The organism is Lysinibacillus sp. Y5S-8, from assembly GCF_036894365.1.
Lineage (GTDB): Bacteria > Bacillota > Bacilli > Bacillales_A > Planococcaceae > Lysinibacillus > Lysinibacillus fusiformis_D.
In genome coordinates this window covers 1,039,208-1,055,200 of sequence record NZ_CP145889.1, presented here as the reverse complement: position 1 = coordinate 1,055,200, position 15,993 = coordinate 1,039,208, and the positions used below count along the sequence as shown (strand labels likewise).

The window sequence follows — 15,993 nt, the reverse complement described above, 5'->3', positions numbered from 1 at the left end:
TAGTGGAAAACGTTTCCGTTAAGAGGAAAGTTTATATGAAAAATATATTCGTTTTATGCTATACTGTCAATATATTTAGAAAACTTTTTATTTTTCCTTTAATCTAAATTTGGTTTATCCATTGCAAAACAATGGTACGAGGATTCATGTTACACATCTTTGTATAGACATCTATTCGCTCGAAAATATTGGAACTAGACGTAATTGGAGAATAAAAATAAAATAGGAGGAAGGGAGGTGGGACAAATGCAATTATTAGAGCGAGCTATGACGATTGCGAAGGTTTTAGCGTCTGAAGCAGATGACCGTAGCTTGTCTATTTCAGAGCTTTCTACAAAATGCGATTTACCCCTAAGTACTTTACATAGAATTTTAAAAGCCATGATTAAACAAGGTATGATTGAACAGGATGAGCAGACTAAGCATTATCGCCTCGGAACAATATGGATGGAACTTGGCTTACAGGTATATGACACGATGGATTATATTAGTAAAATTAGACCTGAATTAGAACGCTTAGCAAGAGAAGTTGAAGAAAGTGTCTATTTAAGTAAGCCTGCTGGTTTAGATACAATTATTATAGAAAGAATAGACAGTGCTGCAAATCCGATTCGTATTTATGACCAACTTGGTATTCGCATACCTATGCATATCGGCGCAGCCAATAAAGCCATTCTTGCCTCTATGCCTGACACTCAGTCGAAAGAAATTTTGGAACAGCTAATAACGAAAGACGAAATTGCTGAATTAGAAGAACAACTTCAAAACATCCGACAACAGGGCTATGCAATAAGTCATGGAGAACGAACTGCTGGTACTTCCTCCATTGCGGTATCTGTACAAGATGGTTTTGGTGAAGTGATAGGTGCAGTGAGCATCGGCTTTGTGAATTTTAATGTCTCTCAAGATCATATTAATACATTAATTGAACGCTTAGTTGATACTGGTAAACGTGTATCGACGAAACTTGGTTATCGTGGAAAAGGGTAGTAATACTTCTTTTCTTAAGTTTCCCTTCTTTTACTAACTGATTTTTGCCTGTAAAGGTTTTTTTCTTGAAAGGATATGTGAAAACTATTGCACTGAACGCCATCGTATGTTAAATTATTATGGTATGTGAAATACCGAACTGAAATAATAATCTTTCAGCATCAACAGTAAGGAGGGAATACAACATGCCAAAACAATGTGTAATCACTGGACGTAAAGCTCGTACTGGTAACAACCGTTCCCACGCTATGAACGCTAACAAACGTACTTGGGGTGCTAACCTTCAAAAAGTTCGTATCTTAGTTGACGGTAAACCAAAACGTGTATGGGTTTCTGCTCGTGCATTAAAATCAGGTAAAATCGAGCGCGTTTAATCGCCGCTTCTAAAAAATCGATTTCGCATTGGGCGCAAATCGATTTTTTTCTTGTTACAGTATTCAATATACTTAACGTAAAAAATCCGACTAACATTAGTCGGATTTTTTTACTTTCTTATCTTTTTTAAATAGGTTAATACACGTACGCGTGATACTACTCACGAATTTCGGCAGCTGGAACGTATATACTTTCAGGACTCTCTCCCCCTTACGCTAATCTATGCTTCTTATCATTAAACATATGCCATGCGAGAAAGATATAGACCCTGAAGTTCCTATTATTTCATTACTTGTAAATCGTGATGTTCCTAAAGAGATTTCCTCATTCGTTGTTTCATATTTTACTTGCCGTAATGTCACATCTTGAATCGGTTCCTCATGAGCAAAAAAAGACAAGTATCGGTATCGATCATCTGCAAAAATAGTATGCGTACCAGGTAATAAAAATTGCAACATATTTGCATGATTAATAATCTTCAGCTCAACTTGAGGATGCTCTTTTTGGAGTCGATAAATGGAACGAACCGCTGCCTCATAATGATCTAAGCGCCCACCTGTAACACCTGTTAGGACAATTTCTTGAGGTGCATAAGTATAGGCTTTAAGCAAAGCTAAATCCGTGTCTGTTTCATTTTTCTCTTCCTGAAAACGTTGTTGATCATTGGTTTGTGCCATCACAAATTGATATTCCTCATCTGTTAAGGAATCAAAATCACCAACAATGGCATGAGGGGTAATCCCATGCTCCAGTAAATATAAAGCACCACGATCTGCTCCAATAAATACTACATCCTGTTGTTGAAACGATGAAAATGAGCAAAGCTCTTGTTTTGGACCACCTGCACAAACAACGACTATCGTCATCTCTTAATCGCTGCCTCACCAGCCTCTAAAATCTCTTGGAGTGCAGCTGTTCGATCTTCTTTACTATAAATAGCTGATCCTGCCACAAAAATCGTCGCTCCAGCCTGTGCACATGGAACAATCGTTTCAGCAGTAATACCACCATCAATTTCAATGGCAATCTCTAGACCCCGCTCTTTAATAATTGCCGATAACGCTTCAATTTTAGGTACAACAGAATGAATAAATTTTTGTCCACCGAAGCCTGGATTAACAGTCATCAACAATACCATATCGATATCTTCTAAAATGTGTTGAATCGACTCTATGGGTGTATGTGGATTTAATACTACGCCAGCCTTTACACCATACGAACGAATTAATTGTATTGTTCGGTGTAAATGACGACATGCTTCAACATGCACTGTAATATAATCTGCACCAGCTTTTGTAAATTGTTCAATATACTGATCTGGATTTTCAATCATTAAATGTACATCTAACGGTAAATTCGTTAATGGACGGATAGCATCCAATACGATTGAGCCAAATGAAATATTCGGTACAAAGTGACCATCCATGACATCAATATGAATCAGTGTTGCACCTGCTTGCTCTACTTCTTTTACTTCTTCCCCTAATTTTGCAAAATTTGCTGCTAAAATTGATGGTGCTATTTGTATCATCATTAATACCTCGGCTTTCGATCCATAATTTCTTGCATAAATTGCTCATAATGCTTGTAGCGGTAGTCACGAATTTCTCCTGTTTCTACTGCTGCCTTTACTGCACATTTTGGTTCTTTCAAGTGTAAACAGCCTCTGAATTTACAATCATCCGCCACTCTGACCATTTCAGGAAAACATGCGCCTAATTCCTCTTTATCAATTTCATCAAAATCAAAAGAACTGAATCCAGGAGTATCTGCCAATAAACCATCACAGACCTCAATAAGCTCGACATGACGAGTAGTATGTTTTCCTCGCCCTAAGCTTTGAGAAATGATGCCTGTTTTTAAGTTTAATTCAGGAATTAGTGTATTCAGCAAAGTTGATTTTCCAACACCAGATTGACCCGCTAATACAGTGGTTTTTCCTTTTAAAATAGGCTGTAGGCGTTCAACTAATTCTTCTTCATCTTTATAGGTTTGTAAAACCGTATAGCCCATGTTTTGATAATCGACGATATATTGCTGTAATTCCTCCCGTTTATCATTTTCTAGCAAATCCATTTTTGTTAAACAAATAATAGGATGCACATGAAATGATTCTAAAACAACTAAAAAGCGATCCAATAAAATGGTATTGAAATTAGGCTCTTTTACGGAAAATACTAAAATACCTTGATCAATATTGGCAATTGGCGGACGAACTAATTCATTTTGACGCTCCAAAATCTTTTGAATGGTGCCATCCGATCCTTCTGTTTCCGTTGTATATTCTACAATATCACCGACAAGCGGGGATTCTCCGCGATTGCGAAAGACCCCACGTCCTCGACATTGAATAAGTTGATGACCATCATAAACATAATAATAACCGCTTAATGCTTTTCTTATTTGGCCTTGAGCCATCCAATTCCTCCTTAATTGACATCATCATAATTAATCTTCTCTTCAAAAATGATTTCTGAGTCACGGATAATTCTATAACTTGCTTGTTTCCCATCCTCAATGACGAGCTGTATATTGTAATTCGTATCTTCTAAAATAGGAAATTCATCGACCTGTTCAGACATTGTATGATTTTTATCTTGAATTTCAATGCGAATGTTTTGAGCTATACCCTCTTCTGTTGGTTTATATTCAATGACTACGGGTTTGACAAGCATTTTATCAGGCTTTTTCGCTGGTCCTTTACTGATTACAACTGATATGAAGGACCCTTCTTCCACCATAGTACCCGCTTTTGTCAATTGTGATATCACACTGCCAACAGGAATCGACTCATGATATTCTTCACGTGAAATACGCCAATTAAGGCCAACTCTCCTCACATAATCATCCATATCCGCTTTTGTATAATTACTGAGGTTTTCAAGCCTTATCATTCTAACCCCTTGGCTTACTTTAAACGTAATGGTTTCTTCCTTCGCAACAACTTCAGTATTTGGGGGTATACTTTGCTCAATGATTCTTCCTTCTGGTTCATTAGAAGGGACATCCTCTTTTAGTACTTCTTTATACTTTCCTTTTATTAAAGCTTCCACTTGACTATAATTCTGTCCAACATAATTATCTACAGTCGTCATTTCCACACCTAAGCTGACGATTAAATCAATCTCTGTGCCTTTTGCGCGCAATGAATTTTTTGCTGGATCTGTTTCAATGATCTTACCTTTCTCAATTTCCTCATGGTTCCGCTCCTGATGCTCCTCACCAACAACAAACCCCTCTGCTTCTAATTTTTTTGTAGCTTCTTCCACAGTTAAATTTGTCACATCAGGTACAGAAATCTTTTTCGGGCTAAACGAATCTGTTGCAAATAAAAAGAATAGGAAGATGACAATCACAGCAATCAATAATCCAGCAACATACTTTGGCCAATTCTTCTTCTTTACCTTAACAGGAGCTGGTTTTTCTACAGTTTTTTTAGGCTTTACTTGAGATGGTGTTTTCACTTCCATAATCGGTTCCATAACTCTCGTTTGGGTTAAATCTTCGCCTTTTTTATGAACAGGCTCTTTAATAATTGGTATAGCTTTCGTCGTATCATTATCAACAGGTATGACAAATTTTGGTTCGTTTACTCGTGTTGGTGATAAGACTGTTTCCAAATCATCATATATTTCTTCCACTGTATTATAACGATGGGAAGCATCTTTAGCCGTAGCCTTCAGCACCACATTTTCCAAACTTTGAGGAATGGTTGCATCAAAAGCACGAACAGAAGGTGTTTCTGTTTGTAAATGCTTGAGTGCAATGGAAACTGCTGATTCTCCAGAAAATGGTAATTCACCTGTTAATAATTCATATAGCACAATGCCAAGTGCATAAATATCTGATTTATTAGTAGCCGTACCGCCTCGAGCTTGCTCAGGCGATAAATAATGCACCGTACCTAACACTGAATTCGTTTGTGTAAACGATGTAGCACTTAACGTCATGGCAATACCAAAATCAGTTATTTTTACATTACCCTCCGCATCCATTAAAATATTTTGCGGCTTAATATCACGGTGGATAATATGATTTTCATGGGCATTTGCAATGGCAGACGTTAATTGTTTCATTATATGCACACTTCTAGCAGGAGAAATTGGTGCAAATTCTTGTATGTACTGCTTTAACGTTTTTCCTTGAACATATTCCATCACGATATAATGTAGATCGCCATCGTCCCCTACATCATAAACACTAACTATATTTGGATGTGTAAGACTTGTAGCAGACAGTGCCTCACGTTGAAAACGTCGATGTAATTCATCCTCATTGGAAAAATCATAGCGTAATATTTTTATGGCTACATCACGGTTTAATATCATATCGTGCGCTAAATAAACATTGGACATACCTCCGCCACCAATGAGCTGCAAAATTTTATAACGGTCACTAATTCTTTTACCTACAAGCATTCTTACACCTCCTCATCCTTTTTTGTTAGTAGCACGAGGGAGATGTTATCTTCTCCCCCGCTGGCATTTGCCAATTCTACAAGTTTACGTCCTTTTTCTTCAATGGCATCTGGATACGTTATAATTGAAGCCATTTCATAGACAGTGAGTTTATTGCTTAAGCCATCTGAACAAATGAGTAAATACGATTCTGATGCTAAATCTACTTCATAAAAGTCTGGCTCTAGCGTTTCCTCTGTTCCAACAGCTTTTAAAATAAAATTTTTCTTTGGGTGTGTCAAAGCCTCTTCTTCACTTATTTCGCCATTTTCAACCAGTACATTTACATATGAATGATCTCTTGTTATTTGTTGTGCACCATCTTCAAAGAAATAATACACACGACTATCCCCAACATGTGCAATGAAGCAATGATACTCTTCTATTAACACCGCAATAAACGTCGTGCCCATTCCTTTACAGTCTTCATGTGATAAAGAATAGTCATATATCGTTTTATTCAATTGCTTAACTGTGTGCAATAACCATTCTTTTTTTGATGTTGTTGATACAAAATGATGTGCGTCTGCCTGTAAAAAAAAGGATTCCATCTGTTTAATTGCCATATCACTTGCTACATCACCAGCATTATGACCACCCATGCCGTCCGCCACAAGTGCTAGTGCAAGCCCGTCAGGACGTTTAAAAAATGCAGCACGGTCTTCATTAATTGATCTTTTTAAACCAATATCACTTTCGACTGTGTATTCCAACACTGGTCACCTCGTTTCTTCAGATCTCTCTTGAGCACGTAATTGACCACACGCAGCTGCGATATCTGAGCCTTGCTCTCGGCGGATCGTTACGTTAATCCCATTTTTCTTTAAGGTTTTTTCAAAAGCAAAAATTTGACTACGAGACGTACGAACATAATCACGTTCTGGTACGTAGTTGACAGGAATCAAGTTGACGTGACATTTAATTCCTTTAATTAATGCCGATAACTCCTCTGCAATTTCCACTGAATCATTTTCACCAGACATCAATCCATACTCAAAACTCACTCGTCGCCCTGTTTTTTTAGTATAGTAACGAACAGCCTCCATTAATTCATCCAATTTGTATGCACGAGCAATTGGCATTAGCTTTTGACGTGCCTCTTGGTTTGGTGCGTGTAGTGACACGGCGAAGTTAATTTGTAATTGTTCATCTGCAAACTGATAAATTTTTGGAACAATCCCTGATGTTGATACAGTAATATGACGTGCACCGATATTTAACCCTTTTTCATGGTTGATTACTTTTAAGAAGTTCATCATCGCATCATAGTTATCGAAAGGTTCGCCAATACCCATAATGACAATATGCGATACTCGCTCGCCCACTTCATCTAAAGTCTGCTGCACTTTGACAACTTGCTCCACGATTTCTCCTGCTAGTAGATGTCGCTTCAAACCACCTAAAGTGGAAGCACAAAATGTACAGCCGATTCGACATCCAACTTGTGTTGTCACACAAACAGAGTTGCCATATTCATGACGCATTAACACGGTTTCGATTGAATAGCCATCTTGCAATTGAAATAAAAATTTAATGGTACCATCTTTAGATTCTTGCTTAATAATGGTTGATAGTGTTGTTAACGCAAAATTGGCTGTTAACTTATCACGCAATCCCTTTGAAAGGTTCGACATTTCTTCAAATGTCTTTACACGTTTATTATACAGCCAGTCAAAAATTTGAGTAGCACGGAAAGGTTTTTCACCGTTTTCTGTTAACCATTCTTCTAACTGATATGGCTGTAAAGAATAAATAGATTCTTTTAAATTTGGTTTTTCTTTCTTGACACGTCGGACGGGCTTGTCTTCCGCTTCATCAACTAAATCGTTAATACGTTCATTAAATTTTTCTTGATCCACCATTAGTTGGATTCTCCTTTTTTACGAAAGGCGGCAACGAAGAAACCGTCACTGCCAAAGTCTTGTGGAAAGACTTGAAGCATGCCATTAGCTTGCTTTTCCGCTAATTTTGTTGGTAAAGACTCTAGTTGTATTGCTTCCATTTCTGGATGCGCTGTTAAAAAGGCATGAACTGTGCCTTCATTTTCTTGTAGATCGACTGTACAAGTACTGTACACAAGCTTTCCATCTGTTTTCAATACTTTAGTTGCTGCCTCAAGTAAAGCTAATTGGATTTTTTGTAGATTTTCTAAATCTTCTTCTCGCTTTGTATATTTAATATCTGGCTTACGTCGCATAACCCCTAGCCCACTGCATGGTGCATCAACTAAAATAGCATCAAAAGACGCTGCTTGTAAAAATTCTGGTGCTTTCCGTCCATCAATTGGGGCTGTTTCAACAATATCAAGCCCTAGACGTTCTGTATTATGGTCGATTAAATCTAATTTATGTGGATGAAGGTCTGTCGCTAAAATAGACCCTTCATTTTTCATTATTTCGGCTAAATGTGTTGTTTTTCCACCCGGGGCTGCACACATATCAAGAACACGCATGCCAGGAGCTGGATTTAATACTTTAGCAGGTATCATTGAACTTTCATCCTGGATAGTAATGTGACCTTCTTTAAATACTTTTGTACGTGCAGGTTGACCATTGGTTACACGTAAACATTCAGGCATTAAATCACTTTGCTGTACTGTTAATCCTTCTTCCTCTAGTTCAGCAATAGCCTGTTTAACCGTTGTTTTGGTTGTATTCACACGCACTGTTTGCATAGCTGGCACATTGTTTTCATGCAACATTGCTGTTGCTAGCTCTAAACCGTAGTTTGCTACAAATCGTTGCACTAACCACTCGGGATGGCTTGTTTCAATAGCAAGTCGCTCCATTGGATCTGCTATATCCTCTGTAGAAGGAACGCCGCTACGTAACACCGATCTTAAAATCCCATTCACCGTCGAAGCAATACCACGATGCCCTCTACGCTTGGCTATTTCCACTGCTTCATTTACAGCAGCATGTGGTGGGATACGAGTTAAATAATGAATTTGATACAACGATATTCTTAATAACCAACGTACCCAATGATCGACTGACCCACGAATAAAAGGCTCTAAATAAAAATCAAGCGTCATTTTATGCTGTAAAGTTCCATACGTAATTTCAGTTAATAAGGCACGATCTTTCGCCTCAATTTTATGTCGTTTAATTGTTTCGTTTAGCAATAAGTTGCTATATGCTTGGTTTTTATCAACTGCTAATAGAATAGATAATGCGGCATCTCGCACATTTCCATCCCAAATCACTACACTTTTTTTACTCATTTAAATTGGTCCCCAATCTGTAATTTAGAACCTGTACCACGTAAATACTCCTCTGCGGTCATACGCTTCTTGCCAGCTGGCTGCACGTCATATAATGCTAAAGTTGTACCGTTGCCAGCTGCTACTTCAAAATGATCTTTCTCAATCGCTACAACTGTACCTGGATTCGTCTCATGCTTGCATTTACCAATAGCTGCCCACCATACTTTAAAATTACCATCCTCAAAAGTTGTATAAGCAACCGGCCACGGATGAAGACCACGTACTTGATTGTATAAAGTAGCAGCATCGTTTGTCCAATCGATGCGTTCTTGCTCTCTCGAAATATTGCTGGCAAAGGTAACAAGTGCTTCATCTTGGACTGTTCGGTTATTTGTACCATTTATAATAGAAGGAAGTGTCTCTTTTAGGAGCTCACAACCCACTATGCTTAGTTTTTCAAAAAGGCTACCTGTATAGTCGTTTTCTTCAATAGGAATCGCTCTTTGAGAGATAATATCTCCAGCATCAAGCTTTTCTGCCATATACATAATGGTTACCCCAGTCTCTTTCTCGCCATCTATAATAGCTTGATGAATAGGAGCGCCTCCACGGTATTTTGGAAGTAGTGAGGCATGAACATTAATGCAGCCAAGAGCAGGAGCATCTAATAGCTCCTTTGGTAGTATTTGTCCAAAAGCTGCTGTTATCACTAAATCTGGCTGTAGAGCAAGAATTTGTTGTAACTCTTCAGAGCCGCGCAATTTTTCTGGTTGAATAATTGGTAAGCCAAGTTCCAAAGCTGCAGCCTTCACAGGTGGTGGTGTCAATACACGCTTTCGCCCAACTGGACGATCTGGCTGTGTCACAACTGCTTTAATATCGTATCCTTCATCATGTAGCATACGCAAAATAGGTGCTGAGAAGTCAGGTGTCCCCATAAAAATTATAGACGTCATTTTATTCCTCCTCTTCTGCGTACAGTTCTTCAAGTTCTTCTGCTGTAATAATACGCTTGATTTTCGAATCAAACAGCACGCCGTCTAAATGATCAATTTCATGTAAGATGGCACGGGCATCAAAGCCTCCTGCTTCTAATTCATATACACGTCCTTCACGATCACAAGCTTCAATTTTAACATAGTTAGGACGCTCTACTTCACCATATAACCCTGGAAAGCTCAAGCAACCTTCAATATCTATTTCCGCTCCATCCGTTTCAATAACCGTTGGATTAATCATTTCTAAAATATCGCGTTCCTCACCTAGCTCTACAATTGCTACGCGTAAGCCTACATCTATTTGTGGCGCTGCAATACCAACGCCATCATATTCCACCATTGTGTCATATAAATCATCTAGTAATGCAATAATTCCATCATTAATTTCTGTCACTTCTGCACATGGTGTTGATAGTACTTTTGCTGGGTTTTCGATTACTTTTTTTATAGCCATTCTCATTTCCTCATTTCTGTATTCAAGCTAGTGCAATAGCTGATTGTTCATTTTACTATTGTAAAAAAATCTTGCAGTTATTTTCACTATATAGTAGACGGATCTAAATCTACCGTCATTAATATTCCTTGTTTAATCCATTCTGCTCGATACATGGCAAGCAGTCGCTGTAACACTGGAATTAGATTTGGTTCAATTTTATATTTTATCAAACATTGATAACGATATCTATTTTGGAGACGAGCAATACTTGCCGTTGTTGGTCCTATAATGGCTACTTGATTCGATAAATTTCCTCGTAGCCAATCTGCCACTCTTCCAGCATATTCAGCAGCCATCATGACATCTTCATGAGATAATTGAATAAGGGCTACAAAATAATAAGGTGGATAGCTGGAGCGACGACGTAAAAACATCTCTCGTTCATAAAATGGTTCATACTCCTGCGTTTTGGCTAGCTCAATTGCATAATGCTCAGGGGTGTACGTCTGAATAATTACTTCCCCTGGCTTATCATGTCGTCCTGCCCTTCCACTTACCTGTGTTAGTAGCTGAAATGTACGCTCTGCTGCACGATAATCAGGTAAATGCAGCGATGTATCAGCACTCAGTACACCGACAAGAGTAATATTAGGAAAATCAAGACCCTTTGCGATCATTTGCGTCCCCAGTAAAATATCTGCATGTCCAGCTCCAAATGTATCTAAGATTTCTTCATGTGCCCCTTTATGCTTCGTGGTATCTACATCCATACGTAACACTCTTGCCTCAGGAAATAGTTTAAAAAGTTCTTCCTCGACTTTTTGTGTACCTGTACCAAAGTAACGAATATGATCGCTTTGACATTGGGGACATATTTTAGGAACAGATTCCTCGTAACCGCAATAATGACATTTTAATTTCTCCGTTGTCCGATGATAGGTTAAGGAAATGTCGCAATTTGGACATTGTACAACCGTACCACAATCCCGACATAGGACAAACGATGAATAACCACGACGATTTAAAAACAGCACCATCTGTTCTTTTTTCTCAAGTCTTATACGAATCGCCTCAGCAAGAGATTCTGAGAACATAGAACGATTTCCTTGACGAAGCTCTTCACGCATATCTGCAATAAAAACAGTCGGCAATGCTTGGTGTAAAGCACGTTGTGTTAATGAGAGTAGTGTATATACGCCCTTTTTAGCTCTGGCAAATGACTCTAAAGCTGGTGTTGCACTGCCCAAAATAATAGGACATTTATAAAATTCGCTCCTCCATATGGCGACATCTCTTGCATGATAACGTGGCGAGTCTTCTTGCTTATACGTTGATTCATGTTCCTCATCCAAAATAATAAGACCAATATTCGTAAAGGGTGCAAAAATAGCGGAACGAGCACCAACTACTACTTTCACTTTACCTTGTTGGATTTTACGCCATTCATCATACTTCTCTCCAACAGATAATCCACTATGCATAACAGCAACCATCTCACCAAAGCGACTGCGGAATCGCTCAGTCATTTGAGGTGTTAAAGAGATTTCAGGTACCAACATAATGGCTTCTTTCCCTTCATCTAGCACCTTTTGAATAGCCTGTAAATAAACCTCTGTCTTACCGCTCCCTGTTACACCATGTAGCAAAAATGTTTGCGCTTGTTGCTGCTCTATAGCTGTAGTAATAGCTTGAAGAGCACCCCTCTGCTCCTCTGTTAATTGTAAGGCCTGTGTACGAGAAACTTTCTTCGTAAATGGATCACGAAAAACTTCCTCCTGAATAAACTGGGCAGCTCCTTTTTCAATTACTGCCTCTAATACCGATATCGAGACTCCTGTTTCCTCACAAATGTGCTGGGGTGATAAAATTTCTCCTAGATGTTGACACATCCATTGTAGTAATAGACGTTGTTTAACGGCTCTTTTTGACTGTTCCAAAGCCTGTTCTACAAGCTGCTGGTCTTCTGTAATTTGAACCATTCGGATTTCTTTTACATTGCCCTGCTGCTTCACAACATTCTCAATTGAAACAATGCTCTCTGCAACCAACTGCTTTAATAAAGGAAGTAAACCTGCTCGCTCAAATTCTTTAAAGTTAGCTTGTTGGCGTTTACCAAAAATGTACTGTACTTCTTCTGGTAGACTTTGAGACTGTTGTAATTTAATTATTTTTTCATACTTAGCCCGAAGTGCAGATGGTAACATCACTTGCAAGGCATCTATTTCATAGCAAATCGTGTTGTTCTTTAACCATTTCGCCATTAGCAGCATTTCTTCTGTCAGGACCGGCTCCATGTCTAAAATTTGAGTGATAGCCTTTAATTTATTCAGTGGTACATCTGTTTCCTTTTTCAAGCCAACGATAAAGCCTAAAACATTTCTTGGACCAAATGGCACTTTCACACGACAGCCTAATTCTATTACGTTTACCCATTCGAGAGGTACTTGATAATCAAAGGGACGGTCTACATGGTAGGTAGAGACGTCTACAATGACCTCTGCTATTAAAAAGCTCATTGCACCTCATCCTTTGTAATATGAGACCAGAGTGTCTGTGCAAAAAGCTGGGGATTTGTCGTAGCCAAAAATTGTCCATTAAGCTGAGCATTTTCACTAAAATCAATCCAGCTATCAGAAAGTATGTTGATCATTGGTTTACCTTGCACTTGCTGTCCGAAAGTGATTGCATTCGTTCCTTCTACAGAAATAATCGGCGTTTCGTCGATGGTTGGTACATTCGCTGCATGTATAAAAAATGCTTGGGGATATTGGATTTTATAGGCTTCCAGTTGTTGAATAACATCATACAAATTGCTATTTTCAATTTCAATCACATGTGCCCCACGTATCCTTGCCTCATTCGCTAATGCTCGTCCAATAATGCCACTTGCCTGTGGGCTAATCATATGCTTTTCATCTAATGGTACTTGCAACGCACCTGCTGTCACAATTACGGTTTTACCTTTTAATGGTTTGGATTGTCCTGAAAAAAAAGTCTTTACTAGGGCCGTTATTTTTTCAGGTTCCTCTAAACGTCCCTTCCCGACATAGCCACATGCTAAAAACCCCTCTGAAGGCTCAATGAATTGGTATCCATCAGCTGATAGCCGATCTAAATTTCGTTTTACCGCTGGATGGTCATACATGTGTACATTCATAGCTGGTGCAATCCAGACAGGGGCTGTAGTAGCAAGCAAGGTTGTTGTGACCATATCATCAGCAATACCATTGGCTAATTTGCCAATCATATTGGCCGTAGTGGGAGCCACTAAAATCAAATCAGCCCAATCTGCTAAATCGATATGGGCAATCACACTTGAATCTTTTTCATCAAACGTGTCAAAATAAACGTCATTTTTGGACATCACTTGAAAACTTAATGGATTCACAAACTGTCTAGCAGAAGCTGTCATCATAACTTTTACATTGGCCCCTGCTTGTGATAGTTTGCTAACGAGCGCAACAGCCTTATATACTGCAATTCCGCCTGAAACACATAGTAAAATATTTTTATTCATGCTAGGTGTCGTCCTTTCAAATGATAAGCTCCCAAAGAAGGATTCCCTGGGAGCTCTCGGCATTCTGTATAATCAAAATCTACTGCGAACTAGCATGCATGTAACCCAACTACGTTACATGTATGTTAAATTTCGTCTTCGTACACAGCGGACTCATCCTGTGATACCTTCGTAAGTACACCTGCCGCTACTTCTTCAAGTGCTCTTCCTACGTATTTATGAGAAACATACTTGTGTAAACGTTCTGTATCTTGTTCTTCTTGCATTTGGCGAGCACGTTTAGAAGCAAGGCTCACTAATGAATATTTTGAATCGATTTCTTTTTTTAAAGCGTCCACTGATGGGTATAACATTGTTTTATTCTCCTCTCAACATTGACAAATATCTTTTTTCAACACGTTCTCTACGACAATGCTCGGCTTTAATAATCGCATTTATACGATCACAGGCATTCGTCACTTCATCATTCTCCACAACATAATCATACAAGCTCATCATTTCAAGCTCTTCACTTGCAGTAGCTATGCGTTTCGCAATGATATCCTCTGTTTCCGTCCCACGCCCAACTAAACGGTCTTTTAATTCCGTTAAACTTGGAGGGGCCAAAAAAATAAATAAGGCATCTGGTGCTTTTTTACGAATTTGTGCTGCACCCTGCACTTCAATTTCTAAAAATACATCACGACCTGCATCCAGTGTTTCATTCACATAGGCTAGTGGTGTTCCATAATAGTTACCAACAAATTCAGCGTGCTCTAATAAGCCACCTTGTTCAATTAACGTTTCAAATGCTTCACGTGTCTTGAAAAAATAGTCTACACCATCTACTTCCCCTTCGCGAGGATTTCGTGTTGTCATCGAGATGGAATACTCATAATTCGTATTCGGCTGAGAAAATAATTCTTTTCGCACTGTCCCTTTACCTACACCAGATGGGCCAGACAGAACAATTAATAATCCACGTTCTTTTATCATTTATTCTCTATATCTCCCTTAATTTATAACAGACACGTGCAAGTTATTCGATGTTTTGCACTTGTTCACGCATCTTTTCTAAAATTGTTTTCGCCTGAACAACAGCAACAGCTGCTTCTGTAGATTGATTTTTTGAACCAATCGTATTAATTTCGCGATGTATTTCCTGCATTAAAAAATCTAATTTACGTCCAACTGAAATGGTTTCAAGTAATGTTTCCTCCAGCTGATTAAAGTGACTATCTAGTCTGTCTAATTCTTCGGAGATGTCTACGCGTTCTGCAAAAATCGCTACTTCTGCTAGTAAACGATCATCTAGCAATGTGCCATCTGCGACTTCAGCAATTCGTTCTATTAATCGTGTACGATATTTTTCAACAGCAAGAGAAGAGCACAAACGAATCTGATTCACTTGTTCCATCAACTGTTCTTTATATTGTACAACAACTTCTTGTAATTCTTGCCCTTCACGTTCCCGCATTTGTACGAGCTGTTTAATTGCTTGTGAAATCGCTTGTTCAACAGCACTTAGCAAATCCTCTGGTGTAAGCTGTGGCTTTTGCTGTACAAGTGCCTGTTCTAGCGATAAAAGCTCTTGCATCGTCCATTTTTCTTCAAGTGGTACTTTACTTGCTAATTGCTCTTTTGCCTTACGATACGCTTCAATTAATGACCAATTAATTTCAATAGATTGCTCTACGTTCTCTAAGTCTTTCACATATACCATCACATCAATTTTGCCGCGTGACAAAGCTTGTGAAATTAGTTTCTTTGCAAAAATTTCTGCTTCAAGCCATTCTTTCGGAAATTTTGCGTTAATTTCTAAAAAACGATGGTTGACCGAGCGCATTTCCACGGTTAATTGAAAGTCTCTAGTTGTTGTGACACCTCTGCCAAAACCAGTCATACTACGCACCAAGGTTCGTCACACCTTTCTTTGCATACTGGGATTATTATAACATAAGCTCTGTCGATTATGACGACTCTCCCAAAAAAATTGGTTAGAATAAAAGCTAATTCTACCACAATTGAAGCTATAT

17 protein-coding genes are annotated in these 15,993 nt (G+C 38.5%); 2 read left to right on the top strand and 15 right to left on the bottom strand.

Annotation, left to right across the window (positions count from 1 at the left end):
- The first annotated feature begins 246 nt into the window (after window positions 1-246).
- Window positions 247-990 carry an IclR family transcriptional regulator gene (locus tag V6670_RS04915; protein WP_141903583.1) on the top strand — a complete coding sequence of 248 codons (744 nt, stop codon included), beginning with the start codon at window positions 247-249 and terminating at the stop codon, window positions 988-990.
- A 185-nt stretch (window positions 991-1,175) separates the two neighbouring features.
- The gene (gene rpmB / locus V6670_RS04910) at window positions 1,176-1,364 is read left to right on the top strand and encodes a 50S ribosomal protein L28 (protein WP_004227417.1); all 189 of its coding nucleotides are present in this window, start codon (window positions 1,176-1,178) and stop codon (window positions 1,362-1,364) included.
- Window positions 1,365-1,460: 96 nt separating this feature from the next.
- Here the strand turns inward: rpmB and spoVM are convergent, their stop codons facing one another.
- The 15 genes from spoVM to V6670_RS04835 all read right to left on the bottom strand — a co-directional run bounded on the left by spoVM (window position 1,461) and on the right by V6670_RS04835 (window position 15,872).
- Entirely contained in the window at window positions 1,461-1,562 is a 102-nt protein-coding gene (spoVM, locus tag V6670_RS04905; protein ID WP_099805045.1) for a stage V sporulation protein SpoVM, read from the bottom strand.
- A gap of 18 nt (window positions 1,563-1,580) precedes the next feature.
- On the bottom strand, window positions 1,581-2,231 hold the full coding sequence (locus V6670_RS04900) for a thiamine diphosphokinase (protein ID WP_141903440.1): 651 nt from the start codon (window positions 2,229-2,231) through the stop codon (window positions 1,581-1,583).
- Window positions 2,228-2,896, bottom strand: a complete 669-nt coding sequence (gene rpe / locus V6670_RS04895) for a ribulose-phosphate 3-epimerase (RefSeq protein ID WP_338654488.1) — start codon at window positions 2,894-2,896, stop codon at window positions 2,228-2,230. The genes V6670_RS04900 and rpe overlap by 4 nt, the downstream gene beginning before the upstream one ends.
- A 2-nt stretch (window positions 2,897-2,898) precedes the next feature.
- The gene (rsgA, locus tag V6670_RS04890; protein WP_141903439.1) at window positions 2,899-3,783 is read right to left on the bottom strand and encodes a ribosome small subunit-dependent GTPase A; all 885 of its coding nucleotides are present in this window, start codon (window positions 3,781-3,783) and stop codon (window positions 2,899-2,901) included.
- 11 nt (window positions 3,784-3,794) lie between these two features.
- The gene (gene pknB / locus V6670_RS04885) at window positions 3,795-5,783 is read right to left on the bottom strand and encodes a Stk1 family PASTA domain-containing Ser/Thr kinase (protein ID WP_338652897.1); all 1,989 of its coding nucleotides are present in this window, start codon (window positions 5,781-5,783) and stop codon (window positions 3,795-3,797) included.
- Between the two features lie 2 nt (window positions 5,784-5,785).
- Complete coding sequence (locus V6670_RS04880; RefSeq protein WP_058843486.1) at window positions 5,786-6,535, bottom strand: Stp1/IreP family PP2C-type Ser/Thr phosphatase; 750 nt, start codon at window positions 6,533-6,535, stop codon at window positions 5,786-5,788.
- 6 nt (window positions 6,536-6,541) lie between these two features.
- Complete coding sequence (rlmN, locus tag V6670_RS04875) at window positions 6,542-7,684, bottom strand: 23S rRNA (adenine(2503)-C(2))-methyltransferase RlmN (RefSeq protein WP_036124927.1); 1,143 nt, start codon at window positions 7,682-7,684, stop codon at window positions 6,542-6,544.
- Window positions 7,684-9,045 carry a 16S rRNA (cytosine(967)-C(5))-methyltransferase RsmB gene (gene rsmB, locus V6670_RS04870; RefSeq protein WP_141903437.1) on the bottom strand — a complete coding sequence of 454 codons (1,362 nt, stop codon included), beginning with the start codon at window positions 9,043-9,045 and terminating at the stop codon, window positions 7,684-7,686. The genes rlmN and rsmB overlap by 1 nt, the downstream gene beginning before the upstream one ends.
- Window positions 9,042-9,983, bottom strand: coding sequence for a methionyl-tRNA formyltransferase (gene fmt / locus V6670_RS04865; protein WP_141903436.1), 942 nt, complete (start codon window positions 9,981-9,983; stop codon window positions 9,042-9,044). The genes rsmB and fmt overlap by 4 nt, the downstream gene beginning before the upstream one ends.
- Window position 9,984: 1 nt before the next feature.
- On the bottom strand, window positions 9,985-10,479 hold the full coding sequence (gene def, locus V6670_RS04860; RefSeq protein WP_036124934.1) for a peptide deformylase: 495 nt from the start codon (window positions 10,477-10,479) through the stop codon (window positions 9,985-9,987).
- Window positions 10,480-10,565: 86 nt separating this feature from the next.
- Window positions 10,566-12,977: a primosomal protein N' gene (gene priA, locus V6670_RS04855; RefSeq protein WP_338652896.1), complete on the bottom strand. Its 2,412-nt coding sequence runs from the start codon at window positions 12,975-12,977 to the stop codon at window positions 10,566-10,568.
- The gene (gene coaBC / locus V6670_RS04850; RefSeq protein WP_141903433.1) at window positions 12,974-13,978 is read right to left on the bottom strand and encodes a bifunctional phosphopantothenoylcysteine decarboxylase/phosphopantothenate--cysteine ligase CoaBC; all 1,005 of its coding nucleotides are present in this window, start codon (window positions 13,976-13,978) and stop codon (window positions 12,974-12,976) included. The genes priA and coaBC overlap by 4 nt, the downstream gene beginning before the upstream one ends.
- 125 nt (window positions 13,979-14,103) lie before the next feature.
- Window positions 14,104-14,331 (bottom strand): DNA-directed RNA polymerase subunit omega, encoded by a 228-nt coding sequence (gene rpoZ / locus V6670_RS04845; RefSeq protein WP_036125003.1) that lies wholly within the window; start codon window positions 14,329-14,331, stop codon window positions 14,104-14,106.
- A 4-nt stretch (window positions 14,332-14,335) separates the two neighbouring features.
- Window positions 14,336-14,953 carry a guanylate kinase gene (gene gmk, locus V6670_RS04840; RefSeq protein WP_036125005.1) on the bottom strand — a complete coding sequence of 206 codons (618 nt, stop codon included), beginning with the start codon at window positions 14,951-14,953 and terminating at the stop codon, window positions 14,336-14,338.
- Window positions 14,954-14,996: 43 nt separating this feature from the next.
- Window positions 14,997-15,872: a YicC/YloC family endoribonuclease gene (locus V6670_RS04835; protein WP_036125007.1), complete on the bottom strand. Its 876-nt coding sequence runs from the start codon at window positions 15,870-15,872 to the stop codon at window positions 14,997-14,999.
- Between the last annotated feature and the right edge of the window lie 121 nt (window positions 15,873-15,993).

Bases quoted from the DNA above. Each gene is read 5' to 3' on its own strand.
- V6670_RS04915 (WP_141903583.1), top strand. From the start codon at position 247: ATGCAATTATTAGAGCGAGCTATGACGATTGCGAAGGTTTTAGCGTCT.
- rpmB (WP_004227417.1), top strand. From the start codon at position 1,176: ATGCCAAAACAATGTGTAATCACTGGACGTAAAGCTCGTACTGGTAAC.
- V6670_RS04900 (WP_141903440.1), bottom strand. From the start codon at position 2,231: ATGACGATAGTCGTTGTTTGTGCAGGTGGTCCAAAACAAGAGCTTTGC.
- rpe (WP_338654488.1), bottom strand. From the start codon at position 2,896: ATGATACAAATAGCACCATCAATTTTAGCAGCAAATTTTGCAAAATTA.
- rsgA (WP_141903439.1), bottom strand. From the start codon at position 3,783: ATGGCTCAAGGCCAAATAAGAAAAGCATTAAGCGGTTATTATTATGTT.
- pknB (WP_338652897.1), bottom strand. From the start codon at position 5,783: ATGCTTGTAGGTAAAAGAATTAGTGACCGTTATAAAATTTTGCAGCTC.
- rlmN (WP_036124927.1), bottom strand. From the start codon at position 7,684: ATGGTGGATCAAGAAAAATTTAATGAACGTATTAACGATTTAGTTGAT.
- rsmB (WP_141903437.1), bottom strand. From the start codon at position 9,045: ATGAGTAAAAAAAGTGTAGTGATTTGGGATGGAAATGTGCGAGATGCC.
- fmt (WP_141903436.1), bottom strand. From the start codon at position 9,983: ATGACGTCTATAATTTTTATGGGGACACCTGACTTCTCAGCACCTATT.
- def (WP_036124934.1), bottom strand. From the start codon at position 10,479: ATGGCTATAAAAAAAGTAATCGAAAACCCAGCAAAAGTACTATCAACA.
- priA (WP_338652896.1), bottom strand. From the start codon at position 12,977: ATGAGCTTTTTAATAGCAGAGGTCATTGTAGACGTCTCTACCTACCAT.
- coaBC (WP_141903433.1), bottom strand. From the start codon at position 13,978: ATGAATAAAAATATTTTACTATGTGTTTCAGGCGGAATTGCAGTATAT.
- rpoZ (WP_036125003.1), bottom strand. From the start codon at position 14,331: ATGTTATACCCATCAGTGGACGCTTTAAAAAAAGAAATCGATTCAAAA.
- gmk (WP_036125005.1), bottom strand. From the start codon at position 14,953: ATGATAAAAGAACGTGGATTATTAATTGTTCTGTCTGGCCCATCTGGT.